14 protein-coding genes and 1 pseudogene are annotated in these 14,577 nt (G+C 60.9%); 8 read left to right on the top strand and 7 right to left on the bottom strand.

What is annotated here, in order from left to right:
- The gene (locus tag ACYPYD_RS08110) at positions 1-1,257 is read left to right on the top strand and encodes an NAD(P)/FAD-dependent oxidoreductase (protein WP_459662729.1); all 1,257 of its coding nucleotides are present in this window, start codon (positions 1-3) and stop codon (positions 1,255-1,257) included.
- Between the two features lie 639 nt (positions 1,258-1,896).
- Here ACYPYD_RS08110 and ACYPYD_RS08105 read toward each other — a convergent pair.
- Positions 1,897-2,793, bottom strand: a complete 897-nt coding sequence (locus ACYPYD_RS08105; RefSeq protein WP_459662728.1) for a LysR family transcriptional regulator ArgP — start codon at positions 2,791-2,793, stop codon at positions 1,897-1,899.
- A 72-nt stretch (positions 2,794-2,865) separates the two neighbouring features.
- On the opposite strand from ACYPYD_RS08105, the gene ACYPYD_RS08100 reads away from it, so the two are divergent.
- The 4 genes from ACYPYD_RS08100 (at position 2,866) to ACYPYD_RS08085 (ending at position 5,499) form a co-directional block, all read left to right on the top strand.
- The gene (locus ACYPYD_RS08100) at positions 2,866-3,483 is read left to right on the top strand and encodes a LysE/ArgO family amino acid transporter (protein WP_459662727.1); all 618 of its coding nucleotides are present in this window, start codon (positions 2,866-2,868) and stop codon (positions 3,481-3,483) included.
- Positions 3,484-3,644: 161 nt separating this feature from the next.
- A complete protein-coding gene (locus ACYPYD_RS08095) occupies positions 3,645-3,965 on the top strand; it encodes a DMT family transporter (RefSeq protein WP_459662725.1) in 321 nt (106 codons plus the stop codon).
- Between the two features lies 1 nt (position 3,966).
- The gene (locus ACYPYD_RS08090) at positions 3,967-4,584 is read left to right on the top strand and encodes a LysE family translocator (RefSeq protein ID WP_459662724.1); all 618 of its coding nucleotides are present in this window, start codon (positions 3,967-3,969) and stop codon (positions 4,582-4,584) included.
- Between the two features lie 18 nt (positions 4,585-4,602).
- On the top strand, positions 4,603-5,499 hold the full coding sequence (locus ACYPYD_RS08085) for a dihydrodipicolinate synthase family protein (RefSeq protein WP_459662723.1): 897 nt from the start codon (positions 4,603-4,605) through the stop codon (positions 5,497-5,499).
- A 388-nt stretch (positions 5,500-5,887) separates the two neighbouring features.
- Here ACYPYD_RS08085 and ACYPYD_RS08080 read toward each other — a convergent pair whose 3' ends face one another.
- From ACYPYD_RS08080 to ACYPYD_RS08065, 4 genes are all read right to left on the bottom strand, one after another.
- Positions 5,888-7,081 carry an IS91 family transposase gene (locus ACYPYD_RS08080; RefSeq protein ID WP_459662722.1) on the bottom strand — a complete coding sequence of 398 codons (1,194 nt, stop codon included), beginning with the start codon at positions 7,079-7,081 and terminating at the stop codon, positions 5,888-5,890.
- A gap of 4 nt (positions 7,082-7,085) precedes the next feature.
- Entirely contained in the window at positions 7,086-7,991 is a 906-nt protein-coding gene (locus tag ACYPYD_RS08075) for a tyrosine-type recombinase/integrase (protein ID WP_459662721.1), read from the bottom strand.
- 407 nt (positions 7,992-8,398) lie between these two features.
- Complete coding sequence (locus tag ACYPYD_RS08070) at positions 8,399-9,058, bottom strand: transposase (protein WP_459662720.1); 660 nt, start codon at positions 9,056-9,058, stop codon at positions 8,399-8,401.
- A 295-nt stretch (positions 9,059-9,353) separates the two neighbouring features.
- On the bottom strand, positions 9,354-10,016 hold the full coding sequence (locus ACYPYD_RS08065; RefSeq protein ID WP_459662719.1) for a FadR/GntR family transcriptional regulator: 663 nt from the start codon (positions 10,014-10,016) through the stop codon (positions 9,354-9,356).
- Positions 10,017-10,231: 215 nt separating this feature from the next.
- Here ACYPYD_RS08065 and ACYPYD_RS08060 point away from each other — a divergent pair, with 215 nt between their 5' ends.
- Both ACYPYD_RS08060 and ACYPYD_RS08055 read left to right on the top strand, forming a co-directional pair.
- Complete coding sequence (locus tag ACYPYD_RS08060; RefSeq protein ID WP_459662718.1) at positions 10,232-11,419, top strand: NAD(P)-binding domain-containing protein; 1,188 nt, start codon at positions 10,232-10,234, stop codon at positions 11,417-11,419.
- A 24-nt stretch (positions 11,420-11,443) separates the two neighbouring features.
- On the top strand, positions 11,444-12,700 hold the full coding sequence (locus ACYPYD_RS08055) for an MFS transporter (protein ID WP_459662717.1): 1,257 nt from the start codon (positions 11,444-11,446) through the stop codon (positions 12,698-12,700).
- Positions 12,701-12,778: 78 nt separating this feature from the next.
- Here ACYPYD_RS08055 and ACYPYD_RS08050 read toward each other — a convergent pair whose 3' ends face one another.
- Positions 12,779-13,885, bottom strand: a complete 1,107-nt coding sequence (locus tag ACYPYD_RS08050) for a Fic family protein (RefSeq protein WP_459662805.1) — start codon at positions 13,883-13,885, stop codon at positions 12,779-12,781.
- Positions 13,851-14,033: a hypothetical protein gene (locus tag ACYPYD_RS08045; protein ID WP_459662808.1), complete on the bottom strand. Its 183-nt coding sequence runs from the start codon at positions 14,031-14,033 to the stop codon at positions 13,851-13,853. The genes ACYPYD_RS08050 and ACYPYD_RS08045 overlap by 35 nt, the downstream gene beginning before the upstream one ends.
- Positions 14,034-14,045: 12 nt before the next feature.
- On the opposite strand from ACYPYD_RS08045, the pseudogene ACYPYD_RS08040 reads away from it, so the two are divergent.
- Positions 14,046-14,426: pseudogene (locus ACYPYD_RS08040) on the top strand (tyrosine-type recombinase/integrase); the annotation flags it as partial.
- Between the last annotated feature and the right edge of the window lie 151 nt (positions 14,427-14,577).

The following is a 14,577-nucleotide window of genomic DNA, read 5'->3' as shown; positions in this document are numbered from 1 at the left end:
GTGGCGGGCCTTAAGACGAACGGCAAGGGCAGAGCCGACGGCGTCATCGTGGGAGCGGGACATGGGGGAGCGCAGTGTGCGCTCGCCCTGCGCCAGAACGGGTTCACCGGAACCATCACCGTCATCGGCCGCGAGCCGGAGCATCCTTACGAGCGCCCGCCGCTTTCGAAGGAATACTTCGCGCGCGAGAAGACCTTCGACCGGCTCTACATCCGCCCGCCGACGTTCTGGGCTGAGAAGGAGGTGACCTTCAGGCTCTCCACCGAAGTCACCAAGGTGGACGCCGAGGCGAAGGAACTGACGCTCTCGAACGGCACGACCTTTGGCTACGGCAAGCTGGTCTGGGCGACCGGCGGCGATCCGCGGCGCCTGTCGTGCGGCGGCGCCGAGCTTGCGGGCGTCCACGCGGTGCGCACCCGCGAGGACTGCGACACGCTGATGGCCGAGGTCGATGCGGGCACGAAGAACATCGTCGTCATCGGCGGCGGCTACATCGGGCTGGAAGCGGCGGCGGTGCTGTCGAAGATGGGGCTCAGCGTGGTGCTGCTCGAAGCCCTGCCGCGCGTGCTGGCTCGCGTCGCGGGCGAGGAACTGTCCGAGTTCTACCAGAAGGAGCACCGCGATCACGGGGTGGACCTGCGCACCGGCGTTGCGGTCGAATGTCTTGAGGGCGACGGGCACCGTGTCACCGGCGTGAAGCTGGTCGATGGCGAGGTGATCCCCGCCGAGGCGGTGATCGTCGGCATCGGCATCGTGCCCGCCGTCGGTCCGCTGATCCTGGCGGGCGCCTCGGGCGCGAACGGCGTGGACGTCGACGAGTTCTGCCGCACCTCGCTGCCGGACATCTATGCGATCGGCGACTGCGCGGCGTTTGCCTGCGATTATGCGGGCGGCACGATGATGCGCGTCGAATCGGTGCAGAACGCCAACGACATGGCGACGTGCGTGGCCAAGGCGATCTGCGGGGATGAGAAGCCGTACAAGGCGTTCCCTTGGTTCTGGTCGAACCAGTATGATCTCAAGTTGCAGACGGCCGGGATCAACATGGGCTTCGACCAGACGGTGACGCGCGGCGACGTCGAGGGGCGCAGCTTCTCGGTGGTTTATCTCAAGCAGGGCAAGGTCGTGGCGCTGGACTGCGTGAACATGGTCAAGGACTACGTGCAGGGCCGCAAGCTGGTGGAAGCGGGCGCGACGCCTGACGTGGGGTGCCTCGCCGACGCGGGCGTGCCGTTGAAGGACCTTTTTGCGGACTGAAGGATTCGTCAATCGGCAACTAGTCTTATCGGCTCAACTTCGGAAGGAGCCGCGCTCACACTATCGGCCAATACATGGGTGATGTGGCGCTACCGGATGATCATGGCGCAGCGGGCTATCTTTTTGAGCCGTCTGCCGTTGCATCAACGATGTCGATGAGGTCCGCCTACTATTGCCTAGTCTGAAAGATGATCGTTTCTGCGTTCATCTTGCTCTTGACCAGCCGCTTTTGACCTTACGACATGCAACGCCGAAACTCGACGTAACGTCAGCCACACTTGGGCGGTAGCCGACCTCGCTGTACGTTAGCTAGAAGAGACGGCTATTTTCTGTCCACGAACTGAACCCGCCAGTTCTTTTAATGGCCATTTTACGCATGTGAGATGGCGAAGCGGACAGTCTGCACATGGGGCCTGACATTTGGGTGTTGAGCGACTGGGAAGGGTCGAAATCGGCGGGATCTGGGACAAAGCGGTCAGTACGGAAGCAACTTCTGAACGACAGCATGCGACAAATCCTGCCGTCTAAGTTCCCGATCAACAAAGTGGGATCAACTCGCCGGGTTTAGCTGCGCCCGTGAGTGCGCGTAGCGATACGCCGCTTGATTTCTTAATGATCTGAATCATTGCGACTAGGTCATCAGGCCTGAAACAACCGCGCCTTCGCCGTGCTGCGCACGGCATCGGTGAATGTTCGAAGCGCGGATGCGTGTAACCGCGTGACGGTCCAGTATAATGTTACGTTCAGGGGCGTGTCAGGCGTCAGTTCGATGAGCAGGCCCTCTGCTATTCGAGGCATCGCTATCATCGCCGGGTGCATGCCCCAGGCCATGCCCGCAAGCCCGAAGTTCAGGAAGCCAAAGGTCGATGGCACCCAATGCATCGGCGCATCTAGTTCGATACCGTGCGTTTCTCTCACCCAACGCGCCTGCAAGCCGTCCCTGCGCTCAAAACGCAGGCACGGTGCATGACGCAGGGCATTTTCCGAAACACCGTTTGGGAAGTGCTCCTGCGCGAACTCCGGACTGCAGCAAGCCAGATATTGCAGGCTGCCCAGTTCGATCGTCTTACATCCTTGGACGGTGCCAGGATCTGCCGAGACAGCGGCAATGACTTCACCTGAACGAAGCCGGTCCGCCGTGTGGGCCTCGTCCTCGATGATGAACTCCAGAAGATAGCCAGTGTCACGGGAGAATTTGGCAGCCGCCTCGGGAAACCATGTGGCAATGCTATCTGAGTTAACTGCCACTTTCAGCGTGACGGGGGCGCCCACTCGATCCCCCGTGAACGACAGAACGGGCGCTAGATCCGCTTCCAGAAGCTGCACCTGGTCGACATGGGCGCAGAGCTTGCGGCCAAGATCGGTAGGCAGGCATGGCTGCCCTCGAACGATGACGATACTACCCAGTCGTTCCTCAAGCGCGCGGATCCGCTGGGACACCGCGGATGGCGTCACACCGAGCCGGTCGGCCGCCCGTTCGAAAGTTCCTTCACGTACGACGGCCGAGACAGCAGCAAGAGCGGGGTAATCAAGCATGGATTAGCTATGCTTCACCAGCGTTAGAAGAACAAGTTTTCCTGCATCGTGTGTGAGCAGCATATGCCGCCCATGCACACCCTGCCCACTTTTGTCACTGGTTTCGCCATGTCGGCGGCTCTGATCATGGCCATTGGCGCGCAGAACCTTTTCGTTCTGCGCCAAGGCCTGAAGCGCGAGCATGTCGGCCCTATCGTTCTATTCTGCGGATGCGCCGACGCGATACTGATCGCTGCAGGCGTCGGAGGCGTCGGGGCGCTCTTAGGCGCTATGCCACAACTGACCTTGGTCCTAACCATCGGTGGCGCGGCCTTCCTGGCTTGGTACGGCGTCAAGGCGTTTCAGCGAATGATTTCTCCGGAAGCGATGTCCATCACCGCCCAGGGGCGTATCACCCTTGGAAGCGCGCTGGCCGCGACGGCAGCATTCACATTCCTCAATCCGCACGTCTATCTGGACACTGTCCTGCTGATGGGCGCTGCTGGCTCAGCGCAGCCAACCGAATTGCGTCCTGTCTTTGTGGTAGGCGCAGCGACCGCCAGCATTAGCTGGTTCGCGGCACTCGGATACGGTGCCCGCATCCTAACGCCGATCTTCTCGAGGCCAGCAGCTTGGAAGGTTCTCGATGCGATTGTTGGCGTCGTAATGTTGGCGTTAGCAGCATCTCTTATTGGAAGGATCATTCTATGACCCAACTCACGTGGGGCCATGCGCGTCGTCCTCGCGCACTAGTCTTCTGGAAGCAGCTTTTGGCCGTGTTCGAAATTTTGGTGAAGCATCATTATGCTGCTCCCTGGAAGGCACCTGACCGTGGACCATCGTCTCCTCATTTCAAAATGGGACGATAATTGATGGCTTGGATCATCCTTGGGATAGCAGTCATCACTGAGATTGCGTGGGCGCTGAGCATTAAGTGGGCTGCGACCAACGGCACATGGACTGGTGCTTCGGTCCCGATCATCCTGAATTTCGTCAACATGGGATTGCTCGCAATCGCAATGCGTACGCTTCCCGCGGGCACTGCTTATGCGGTCTGGACCGGGCTTGGTGCGGTCGGCGTCGCGGTCATGGGGGTGGTCCTGTTCGACGAGCGATTGAACCCTGCGCAGATTGCCTTCATCTCGCTCGTGATCGTGGGTGTCGTCGGCACGAAGCTCTTCGCTACAGCATAGGATGGCAAGCGATCTTTGCCTTGTTTACGGTGCCTACATTCTTGTTGCCGGGAGCCCCGGACCGAGCAATCTGGCGATCATGTCCGCCGCAATGGAGAAAGGTCGAGGATCGGCCATGGCCATGGCTGCCGGAGTGGTGACAATCTCATTTGCCTGGGGTTTGATTGCGGTATCCGGCCTTGCCGCTTTGCTCCTGCGCTACGGTCAGGCCTTTACGATTTTAAAGTCAATGGGTGGGCTGTACCTTCTGTGGCTTGCCGTTCGCGCTGCGCGCTCGGCAAGTTCGGCCGAGCCGGGCATGTCAGCGATAGCTGTCGCTGAGGCGAGCAAGTCGACACAGTTCCGTCGCGGGGCACTCATGCACATGGGTAATCCGAAGGCTGTTCTATCTTGGTTGGGGCTCATGTCGCTGGGGATAGGACCCAACCCCTCGACCGCGCAACTTGCTGCTGCGTTTGGCGGCTGCGTCCTGCTCGGGGCGCTAATCTTCTTCGGCTATGCCGTACTATTTTCCACCGCGACGATGGCGCATGGCTATGCCCGCAACCGGCGATGGATTGAAGGAGCGCTCGCGCTGACATTTGCGGGTGCAGGTCTGCGCCTATTACTATCCCGCTAGTCAGATGGATCATCATTCATGAGACTCTTCTCAGGGCTGTCCGCATTTCCGCCAACACCGGCAGACGAAGATGGCGTCGTTGATACCGAAGCCTTTGCAGCCCTCGTCGATCGCCTCGCCAATTCGGGCGTAGACTCTATCAGCGTCCTCGGGAGCACTGGCATATACGCCTATCTGGACCGGGACCAACGGAACCGAGCCGTCGCAGCTGCCGTTGAGGCTGTTGGAGGACGTGTGCCTGTTGTCGTCGGTGTCGGAGCCTTACGCACAAGCTGGGCGTGCGAACTCGCGGCAGCGGCAGAACGCGCTGGAGCCAATGGCCTGCTGCTCGCGCCGATGTCCTACGCGAAGCTGTCGGACCGGGAGGTGTCCGACCACTTCAAGGCTGTTGCCGGATCGACCGGATTGCCGCTCTGTATCTACAACAATCCGGGTACGACGAATTTCGAATTTTCCCACGACCTGATTGCCGAACTTTCCCGTGTTTCGGGCGTCGCAGCGGTGAAGATGCCGCCGCTGGACCGTGCAGGTTATGCAACGGAGATCGGCCAGCTTCGTGAGCGCGTGCCTAATGGCTTCAGGATCGGCTACAGCGGCGACTGGTGTGCTGCTCCGGCTTTTCTGGGGGGGGGCGATGCGTGGCACAGCGTCATAGCTGGCGTTTTACCAGTGCCGTCAGTTCGCCTGACGCGTGCGGCCATGGCGGGCGACGTTGAGGAGACGGCTAGATTGCAAGCACTCTGCACGCCGATGTGGAGTTTGTTCGAGACTTATGGAAGCCTACGTACGATCTATGGGATAGCGGAGCTTCTTGGCCTGGATGTAGGGACAGCACCACTTCCTGTTCAGGGCTTTACTGGAAGTGGCCAGCTTCCAGGCCTGCCAGAAGCCTTAGAAAGAATGGCAACCGAGTGACTGCGGTTCGAACTGCGTGAAGATTTTTTCTGGCCTATGGCGGGTTTTGGCAAAAGGGGGCGTTCAAGGCCAGCTTACGGAATGACCTGAGTTGTGAAGGGTTTCGGGCGCTTGCGTACGAAAGCCTCCAGTGCAGGAACCCGCGGGCCCCACGCGCTGGTCTATGGGTAAAGCGGCTTTGGGGTGGTTCGGACGGGTAAGCGACGCTGATCCGCAAGTGTCGGTTCTGGCCGGATCAACGTGACTTTGTGCGGCATCAGAGTGCGGACGGTGGTGGTTTTGCTGGTCGGTGTGCCCTGCGCTGGGCTCGATTCCGGAATGGGCATGCACTGGGTCATCGGCCAGGACGCCATGGGCGCGACCGTCGTGCAGCCTGAGCCATGCCGGATCATGGCGCATTCCCCCGGATTGGCGATGCCGATGATGGCGGCGCGCGGGGCTGGCACCAGCGGGCGAAGGCCTCGATTATGGTCATGTGCCCGCCGCAACATGGGCATGGCGGGCGATGGTCGGGAGGTTCGTCGGGTTCGGGCTCCTCGACCGGTACAGTAACGCCCAGCAGTCTGCGGGCCAGTGCCATGGTATCCTTGTGGGTCGAACTGGCGAGCAGGCCGTAATGCCGGATGCGGTGGAAGCCGCGCGGCAGAACGTGGATCAGGAAGCGGCGGATGAACTCGTCCGTCGCCAGCGTCATGACCTGCTGGCGTTCAGCAGCAGGGCGGCGATAGTCCTTGTAGCGGAACGTCACACCGGTCTCGTCGAAGGTGATGAGCCGTCGGTTCGAGATGGCAACCCGGTGCGTGTAGCGCGAGAGATAGGCCAGCACCGCCTGCGGCCCGGCAAAGGGTGGCTTGGCATAGACCACCCAGCGCTTCTTCCGGATCGGCGAGAGATGCTGCAGGAACGCCTTGCGGGCGGCAAGATGAGCCTGAGCGCCGAAGAAGCCCAGCTTGCCGGCGTCAAACAGCGCCAGCAGACGGGTGACGAACAGACGGCGGAACAAGGCGCCCAGCACGCGCACCGGCAGCAGGAATGCGGGGCGCGACGAGATCCAGCGCGTGCCGTCGCGCGCGATGCCACCGCCAGGCACGATCATGTGCACGTGCGGATGGTGGGTCAGTGCCGATCCCCATGTGTGCAGCACGGCGGTGATGCCGATCCGCGCGCCAAGGTGCTTGGGATCGGCGGCGATGATCAGCATCGTGTCCGCGGCTGCGCGGAACAGCAGGTCATAGACCACCGCCTTGTTCTGGAAGGCGATGTCTGCGACCTCGTTAGGCAGGGTGAACACGACGTGGAAGTAGCCAACCGGCAACAGGTCAGCCTCGCGCGCGGCCAGCCAGGTGCGCGCGGCGGCGCCTTGGCACTTGGGGCAGTGCCGGTTGCGGCACGAGTTATAGGCGACCCGCCAGTGCCCGCAGTCGTCGCAGGCCTCGACGTGACCGCCCAGCGCGGCGGTGCGGCAGTTCTCGATGGCCGTCATGACCTTGAGCTGGCCGAGGCTGAGATGCCCGGCATGGGCCGCGCGATAGGCCGGCCCGCTGCTCCGGAAGATATCGGCGACCTCGAGTGAGGTGCGCACCGGCTCAACCGGGAGGTGCCCTGCCTTCCATCACGGCCACGATCTGGTCGAGCGGGCTGGCCACTGCCCGCATCGTCTTGCTCGAGACCTGGGTATAGATGCCGGTCGTGTTGATGTTCACGTGTCCCAGCAGCACCTGGATGACCCGGATATCGACGCCTTGCTCGAGCAGGTGAGTGGCGAACGAGTGGCGCAGTGTATGCGGGCTTACCCGCTTGTGGATCTCGGCGCGCTCGGCCGCTTCCTGCACGACGCGGTGCAACTGGCGAGCCGAGACCGGATCCGTGCCACTGCGGCCGGGGAACAGCCAGCCATGAGGTAGCATCACTCCGCGCCGCTTGCCTTCGCGCCACCATTGACGGAGCAAGTCCAGCAGATGGGGTGAAAGCATGGCGTTGCGGTCCTTGCGTCCCTTGCCCTGCTCGACGCGGATCATCATCCGGGTGCTGTCGATGTCATCGACCTTGAGGTGGGCAACCTCCGAAACCCGCAGGCCCGCGCCATAGGCCACGCTGAGGGCCGCCTTGTACTTGATGCCTGGCGCAGCCTCGAGCAGCCGCGCTGTCTCCTCGACGCTCAAGACCACACGCAGCTTGGGTGTGAAGCGAACGACGACCAGCGCTAGGGCCATCTCCGGCCGCCTGAGGGTTATCCCGAAGAAGAACCGCAGTGCCGATACCGCGCCATTGATCGTGGCTGGACCAACGGCGCGCTCGTGCTGGTCAACCTGATAACGCCGCAGGTCTTCCACCGTGGCCGTGTCCGGGGGGCGGCCGAGAAACGCGGCGAAGTTCCGGACATGTCGGATATAGTCATTCTGCGTGTGCGCCCCGAAGCCACGCATCGTCATGTCCTGCAGCATCCGCTCACGCAGCGAATGGGTCGGGGCAGCAGTCGTGATAGCATCCATGGTAAGTTCCTCTCCGTTGAAGGAACTCCACCGTCGGCGGGCGACGCCGCCCCGCCGAAAGCCTCACAAATACTACGCTACGTCACCCCAAGCGACCCTCCCGCGGAGCGGGTCGTCTAATCGCCCCTCGGTCAAGTCCAACGAATTGATCGTTCATAAAGATGCGCCGCGTGTGCCGGGTACAGGGTCGTCTACGCGGTCGACACAAATCTGATCGCCGCAGGATGGGTTCCGTAGTCGAGATCTTCCTATGTTCGTGACGCAATCTGCTCAAAAGGGGCAGTTGCTTCCCGCTTCGCGGAATGATCCCAACCGCGTCCCGGCAGGGACGGCTCGGTACGCCCCGAACGGGGGCTAACTGAGGAAACGATAGATGATGCTGGTTCCGGCGTCCTTCCTCATATTGGTCAGGCCGGAGCAGTGGCTCCGGCATTTGGATCAAACAGCTCACCCGTCTTCAGCATCGAGTGCATGATTACCGCCAGTTTGCGCGCAAGGGCGACAGCGGCCCGCTTGAATCCCAAACGCTCTTTCAGCGCGAGTGCCCATGTTCGCAACGCGCTGGTCTCCGACGACCTGTTCAAAATTACCGAGGCCGCCTCGTACAACAACGTCCGTAGCTTAGCGTCTCCACGACGCGAGATGTGACCTTCATAGTCAACCTCGCCTGACTGATATCGCTTCGGGGTCAGCCCGACCCAGGCGCCCACCGCGCGCGAGTTCTTGAAGTTGATCGAATCCTCCACTGCTGCTGCAAAGGCCGTGGCAGTGACCGTACCCACGCCAGGTACTGAGGTGAGTAGGCGACAGCGTTGATCCGTGCCAGCCATAACAACCAGCTGCTTGGTCAACTCTGCCACGCGAAGCCGAATATCTCCCCAGGCCTTAAGCGAAAGAGGCCCTGTCTCGAACACCACGCGCTTTGCATTCGGCGCGCGTTTGCGGATCACTTCTGCGAGCAGCTTCGGATCCGACGGGCACTTGCCACGCCAAACGCGCTTGCCATCCTGACGAACCGAAATCGAAGTGTCTTTCAGGGAAACATCGAGTCCTATATGCTGGTCCACGGTTGTCCTCCATCTGATGCTGGGCCCGGTCCAAAATCGTGAGCCCGTTCTTCATCTAGCGGGGGGCAACCAACCTTCCAGTAATCTCGAGCCCGTTGCCCATGGCCGGCGCTCCCGCGATTACGTCATGTTCGTGCATTGGTCGCGACCTGCCGGTTAGCGGACGGACCGCACCTAGGAACGGAAAATTGGCAGCTGAATGGCGACAAAGGGTCGACTTTGAAATCGAAAGCATTGGTTGGGGGACGCCGTTGACCCTTTACCTAGGCTTTCGCGATTAGCGCGCTGACGACGTTTATACTGAAGCCTCGGCAATCGCTACGCGCTGCAAAACATAGTCTCGCCGCCGCTGAGCCTCGAACCGTGCGAGTTCAGCATCCCGGCGCAGGATGGCATAGACGATCCCGTGCCTTTCCTCCTTCCAGCGTTCGACGTCTTCTTTGCTCTCATATATCGAGTTGCCAGTTCGGGTGGTGTAGTGCTGCATGCTCATCCGGACCATCATCTCCATGAGCGGCCGATCCACCATTTTGAAGAGGATGTCGTGCATCTCCTGAACGAAAGCCGCGCGCTGCTCGGCTGTATCGCATTCGTCTATACGGGTGGCGTGGTCGCGAAGCTTCTCCCGCAGGACCTCGTTCGTGGATAGCGCAGCGGCAGCGACCAGGTCACAATCGAGGAGCGTCATGATCGCGATTGCTTCTCGCTCATGCGACTGACTTTCCCGCAGGAAGCCGGATACCACGCGGCCAAGCGCGATCGAACCAGGCCGAGCACCGAAAAGACCACCGCGGTTGCCGCGACGGACCGTCAAAAACCCCTCATGTTCCAGCAAACGGGAAGCCTGCCGGACTGTCTCGATGCCAACCTCAAGGGTGGCAGCGATTTCCGGCAAAGAACCGATTTGCACACCCGGTTCACGCGCGAGAATCATTTCGCGAATAGCGGTCACCGCCATTGCAACCAGCCCTTCGGAAGAGGCTCTACCGACCATTTACATCAAACCTCCTTCAGGTGTGCTGGCCATGTCCCAAGTCGCATCCGTCCAGCAGTGAGTTTAATATAGCGATTTTTATGGCACTTAAATGGGTGTAAGCAGCGGTTTCACGTAAAAAATCTATTAAAGATAACGATTTTTGGGATGGTCTGGACATCGCTAAGAGAGGAACGGTTATGCCTGTCGGGTTCATTGGTCTCGGAAGCATGGGGGCTCCCATCGCGCGGCGGCTGGCGCGCGCAGGCTTTGAAGTGATCGGTTGCGACGTCTCCGAGGAGATGCTCGCCGCATTCGACGAGGCCGGCACTGCGCGCGAAAGCGACCCTATCGCCACTGCCAAGAAGGCGGAGATACTAGGCATCTGTGTGCGAACCGACGCGCAATTGGAGGGCCTGGCTGGGGACGGACGGCTCTTCGAGGCGCTGGGGGAGAATGGCATCGTCATTCTCCACTCGACCGTCTCGCCGGCACTGGCCCAGAAGCTCGCTGCCAAGGCGAAGGAGTATGGCGTCGGTTTCGTCGACGTCGGCGTCTCAGGTGGCGGCCCCGCAGCCATCGAAGGCAAACTTTCGCTTTTTGTCGGAGCCGAGGATGCGGATCTCGAGCGTGCTCGCCCATGGCTGGAGGCAATCAGCCAGAAGCTATCCCAGCTGGGGCCTGTTGGCAAAGGGCAGGAGGGCAAGCTCCTCAACAACCTCATTTCGATTGCAAACTACGGGATGTCGGCAGCGATCGTCGACGTCGGCGTCGATATGGGGTTTGACCGGCAGCTACTCATCGACGCTTTCATGGCGGGCTCCGCGCAAAGCTTCGCATTGGGCGTCGGGCCGCGCATGGTTCAGCCGCGCACCGGCATGGGCGCGCCGAGCACTTTTGCAGGCCTACACGATCTCCTCAAGAAGGATGTCGATCACTGCCGTCACCTTCCTGTCCACGAGACGCAGGCGCTGTCCGGACTGATCGCGTCCTGCGACCTGATGCTGGCCCGCATTCGCCGTGCCGCAACGGAGGCCGACGGTGGTGAAACTCCGCTGGATCCGCATAGCACGGTCGACAGATACTTTGAGGCGGTTCGTGCGAAGGACATCGACGCGCTGATGGCGTTATACGCTGACGACGCGACCTTCACCCTGCCAAACGGCAAGAGCTTTGCTGGCAAGCAGGACATCCGGGCGCTGCACCTCAGCGTCTTCTCGTCCGGCTCGCCGTTCCCAACGCCCGGCGCCCGTTTCTCCGGCGCCGAAGGCATCGCGGTGGAGATTGCCGCGCAGCTGTCCGACGGGACCGTGCGGAACACAGCCAACCACTATCGCTTCGACGCCGCGGGCAGGATCGCCTCGCTGGGTGTCTACGCGCGCAGCTAGGCGCCCGACCGTGAAGGAATTATGATGATCGAGGTCCCATCAGCCGCTGCCGGTGAGTGGAGGGCTCATTGGACCGTCGTCGTCGCCGCCGCACTCGGATTCTGCTTTATGTCAATCATGACGCCGGCGGTGGGCGTCTTCATGGAGCCGCTGTCCAAGGACTTCGGCTGGGGCCGGACTCAGTTGTCAGCCGGCATCGCCGTGTCGGCCGTTATTTCGATGGTGGCCTCGCCGTTCCTGGGCGCGTTAGTGGACCGGGCGGGAAGCAGACGCGTAGCCTTACCTGGCATAGTCCTGACCGCAATCGCAGTGACGGCCTTCGGGCTCGCCGACGGGTCGTTCGTCCAGTGGATGGTCCTCTGGCTTGCTTGGGGCGTCGTCTCTCTGCTGATCCAGTCGAACGTCTGGTCCGTCGCGGTCGCCAGCGTTTTCACAGCGGGCCGTGGCTTGGCGCTTGGCCTGACCCTTGCGGGTACGGCAATAGCGCAGATCATCGTGCCGCCCCTGGCGAATGTGCTGATCGATAACTTCGGCTGGCGCGCGGCCTTCGTCTATCTTGGCGCGGGATGGGGCGCGGTCGCGTTTGTTCTGTCCTGGCTCTTCCTGTTTGATGCGCGCGACCAGCGTCGGCTGGCGTCAGTGGAATCCGGCGCATATGCCTCGGATGTCGCGGTGGTCACTGGCCTGTCTATAGGTGAGGCGTGGCGCGATACGTGGCTGTGGCGCATCGCCATATCGACGGTGCTGCTGCTGGCGGTCACGATCGCAATCTCTGTCCACCAGTTCCCCATTCTCGTAGAAGCAGGTATCGCCCGCGAGCGCGCAGCGTGGCTGCTCAGCTTATTCGGTGTCGCGGCCATCGCGGGCAAAATTGTCACCGGCTGGCTGATTGATCGGGTTCACGGGCGGTGGGTTGGTGGCGTCACCTTTATGGCAGCCGGGTTCGCCTACCTTCTCCTGCTCGAGCCGCTTCGCTCGCCCGGTTTGATTCTCGTGGCAATGGTAGTCGGAGGCTATGCGGGTGGAACCAAGATCCAACTGTGTGGATATCTCACCGCTCGCTACGGCGGGCTTAGGAATTTCGGCGCCATATTCGGTGCGATGACCAGCGCGATCGCACTGGCGTCCGGAGCGGGGCCGCTCATGGCCGGTATTTTGCACGACCTATATGGCAGCTACACGCCTCTCCTGATGGCAGGCGCCGTCTTGCCGCTTGTGTGCGGGCTCTTGCTCTTCAGTCTTGGGCCCTATCCAAACTGGGAAAGGGGCCATCTCAATTGATTCAAGCCAGAAAAGCTGCCGGTCCGCACTTGAGAACAGAAAATCCTTGGCTGAACGGCCGAAAAGGGTCGTAGCCCGCTACCGGCCCAAGTCGAGATAGTAGCGGGTGGATTTCAGCACGCCGGTCTGCCTCAGTGCGCCCATATCAACCAACTCGTGCAAATCGCGGGTTGCAGTCGCACGAGAGGTGCCGGTGATGGTGATGTAATTTGCCGCGCTCAGCCCCCCGATGAAGCCGTCCAACCCTTCGCGGAACATCCGGGCAATGGTGCGCGCTTGCCGCTCGTTGAGCCGGTCCCGGAAGCGGTCGTAGAATTGCGTCTTGGTGATAAGAAAGTCGACCAGGGCAAGGCTGTGCGTCTGGGCATCCAGCACGGTTTCGGCGAAATAGGTTAGCCAAGTGGTGATTTCGTTGTGCTTGTTGGCCGCTTCCAGCGCGTCGTAATAGGCGCCCCGCTTGCGCTGGATGACATGTGAAAGGGCAATCAGGCTGGGCTGGCCGATGGCCTGTGACAGCACTTTCTCGGCTAGCGCACGAGCCACGCGTCCGTTGCCATCCTCAAAGGGATGGATCGACACGAAGTAAAGGTGAGCGATCCCGGCCCGGGTCAAGCCCGGCAGCGGTCTTGTCCCCTCGGGAGATGTGGCGGCGAACCACGCCAGGAAACTCTGCATTTCCCGTGACACGTCCTGCGAGGGCGGGGCCTCGAAATGCACTTTTGGCTCGTGGCTGAAACCTGAGACGACCTGCATGGCGTCCGCGTGTTCGCGGTAACTGCCGACAGCCTCGATGTCGTGTCGCCCACTGACGACCATGCGGTGCCAGGCGAACAGGGTCTCATCCGTGAGCGGTTCGGCAAAGTCGCGATAGAGAGCGATCATCATTTCAGCAATGCCGCGCTCGGCCGGCGGGATGCGACGATCACCGACTTCAAGACCGAACTGGCGGCGCAGCGAGCTTTGCACGCTGTCGCGGTTGAGCAGTTCACCTTCAATCTCGGACGTCTTGAGGGCTTCGCCGGTCATGATATCGATGGTGACGGCGGCACGGTCATCGTCAACAAGGTGCTTTACCGATCCGATGAGTATTCCGGACTGCTGTAGGAATCGGGCTTCAGACGCCGCCAAAGAGGCGCTATGCCAACAAAATTCAGGCCAATCCGGCTGCTGCCAATTCCACTTCATGAGCAATAAATAGCCCCCTTATAACTCGCTGCATATCATTTTTTGAGGTAAAAACCTCTTGTTTTTGCCTCATCCAGCCATCACTCGCTGAGTGACCAAAGCGAGGAAATCCGTTCTGACGCGTTCTACCTGTGGCCATCACGGCCATTGGAGACGTGTCATGGGATTATCGGAATTCGCTCCCGCCGCGCATGAGCGGGTTTCATGGAACGCTGGACGAAAAGTGGGTGCCAAGCGTGCGCTCAAGCCCCGTCAGATATGGGTCGTCCGCTTCTTTCTCGACCAACATCGAGGCATCCGGGATCGGGCCCTCTTCGATCTCGCGATCGATAGCAAACTGCGTGGCTGCGACCTAGTGAAGATGAGGATCAGCGACATCGTTTGTGATCGGAAAATTCGGACGCGGGCCACGGTAGTTCAGCAAAAGACCGGAAGGCCAGTCCAGTTCGAGTTGATGGACGATGCTCGTGCCAGCCTTTTGAAATGGCTTGAGCTGCGAGGTGGATCGCTCGAAGACTTCGTCTTCCCCAGTCGTACAGACCACGCAGACTGTGGAGCGGCGTGCAAAATTGGGTCTGACTCAAATTCCGTGCACTTCGTATCATGCTGGCGCCATCACCCTTGCCTTGAGCAGGTCGATTTTAGCGCGCCCGAACATCTGGCGCTTGATCGCCTTGAGGCGGTTTATTTTC

Source organism: Novosphingobium sp. 11B (assembly GCF_054589055.1).
Note: the sequence above shows the minus strand (reverse complement) of the source record. Positions and strands in the feature narration are given on the sequence as shown.

What these genes read in the sequence shown, in the direction of transcription:
- ACYPYD_RS08105 (WP_459662728.1), bottom strand. Translation starts at nt 2,793, where the DNA reads ATGCTTGATTACCCCGCTCTTGCTGCTGTCTCGGCCGTCGTACGTGAA.
- ACYPYD_RS08100 (WP_459662727.1), top strand. Translation starts at nt 2,866, where the DNA reads ATGCACACCCTGCCCACTTTTGTCACTGGTTTCGCCATGTCGGCGGCT.
- ACYPYD_RS08095 (WP_459662725.1), top strand. Translation starts at nt 3,645, where the DNA reads ATGGCTTGGATCATCCTTGGGATAGCAGTCATCACTGAGATTGCGTGG.
- ACYPYD_RS08090 (WP_459662724.1), top strand. Translation starts at nt 3,967, where the DNA reads ATGGCAAGCGATCTTTGCCTTGTTTACGGTGCCTACATTCTTGTTGCC.
- ACYPYD_RS08085 (WP_459662723.1), top strand. Translation starts at nt 4,603, where the DNA reads ATGAGACTCTTCTCAGGGCTGTCCGCATTTCCGCCAACACCGGCAGAC.
- ACYPYD_RS08075 (WP_459662721.1), bottom strand. Translation starts at nt 7,991, where the DNA reads ATGGATGCTATCACGACTGCTGCCCCGACCCATTCGCTGCGTGAGCGG.
- ACYPYD_RS08065 (WP_459662719.1), bottom strand. Translation starts at nt 10,016, where the DNA reads ATGGCGGTGACCGCTATTCGCGAAATGATTCTCGCGCGTGAACCGGGT.
- ACYPYD_RS08060 (WP_459662718.1), top strand. Translation starts at nt 10,232, where the DNA reads ATGCCTGTCGGGTTCATTGGTCTCGGAAGCATGGGGGCTCCCATCGCG.
- ACYPYD_RS08055 (WP_459662717.1), top strand. Translation starts at nt 11,444, where the DNA reads ATGATCGAGGTCCCATCAGCCGCTGCCGGTGAGTGGAGGGCTCATTGG.
- ACYPYD_RS08050 (WP_459662805.1), bottom strand. Translation starts at nt 13,885, where the DNA reads ATGAAGTGGAATTGGCAGCAGCCGGATTGGCCTGAATTTTGTTGGCAT.
- ACYPYD_RS08045 (WP_459662808.1), bottom strand. Translation starts at nt 14,033, where the DNA reads ATGGCCGTGATGGCCACAGGTAGAACGCGTCAGAACGGATTTCCTCGC.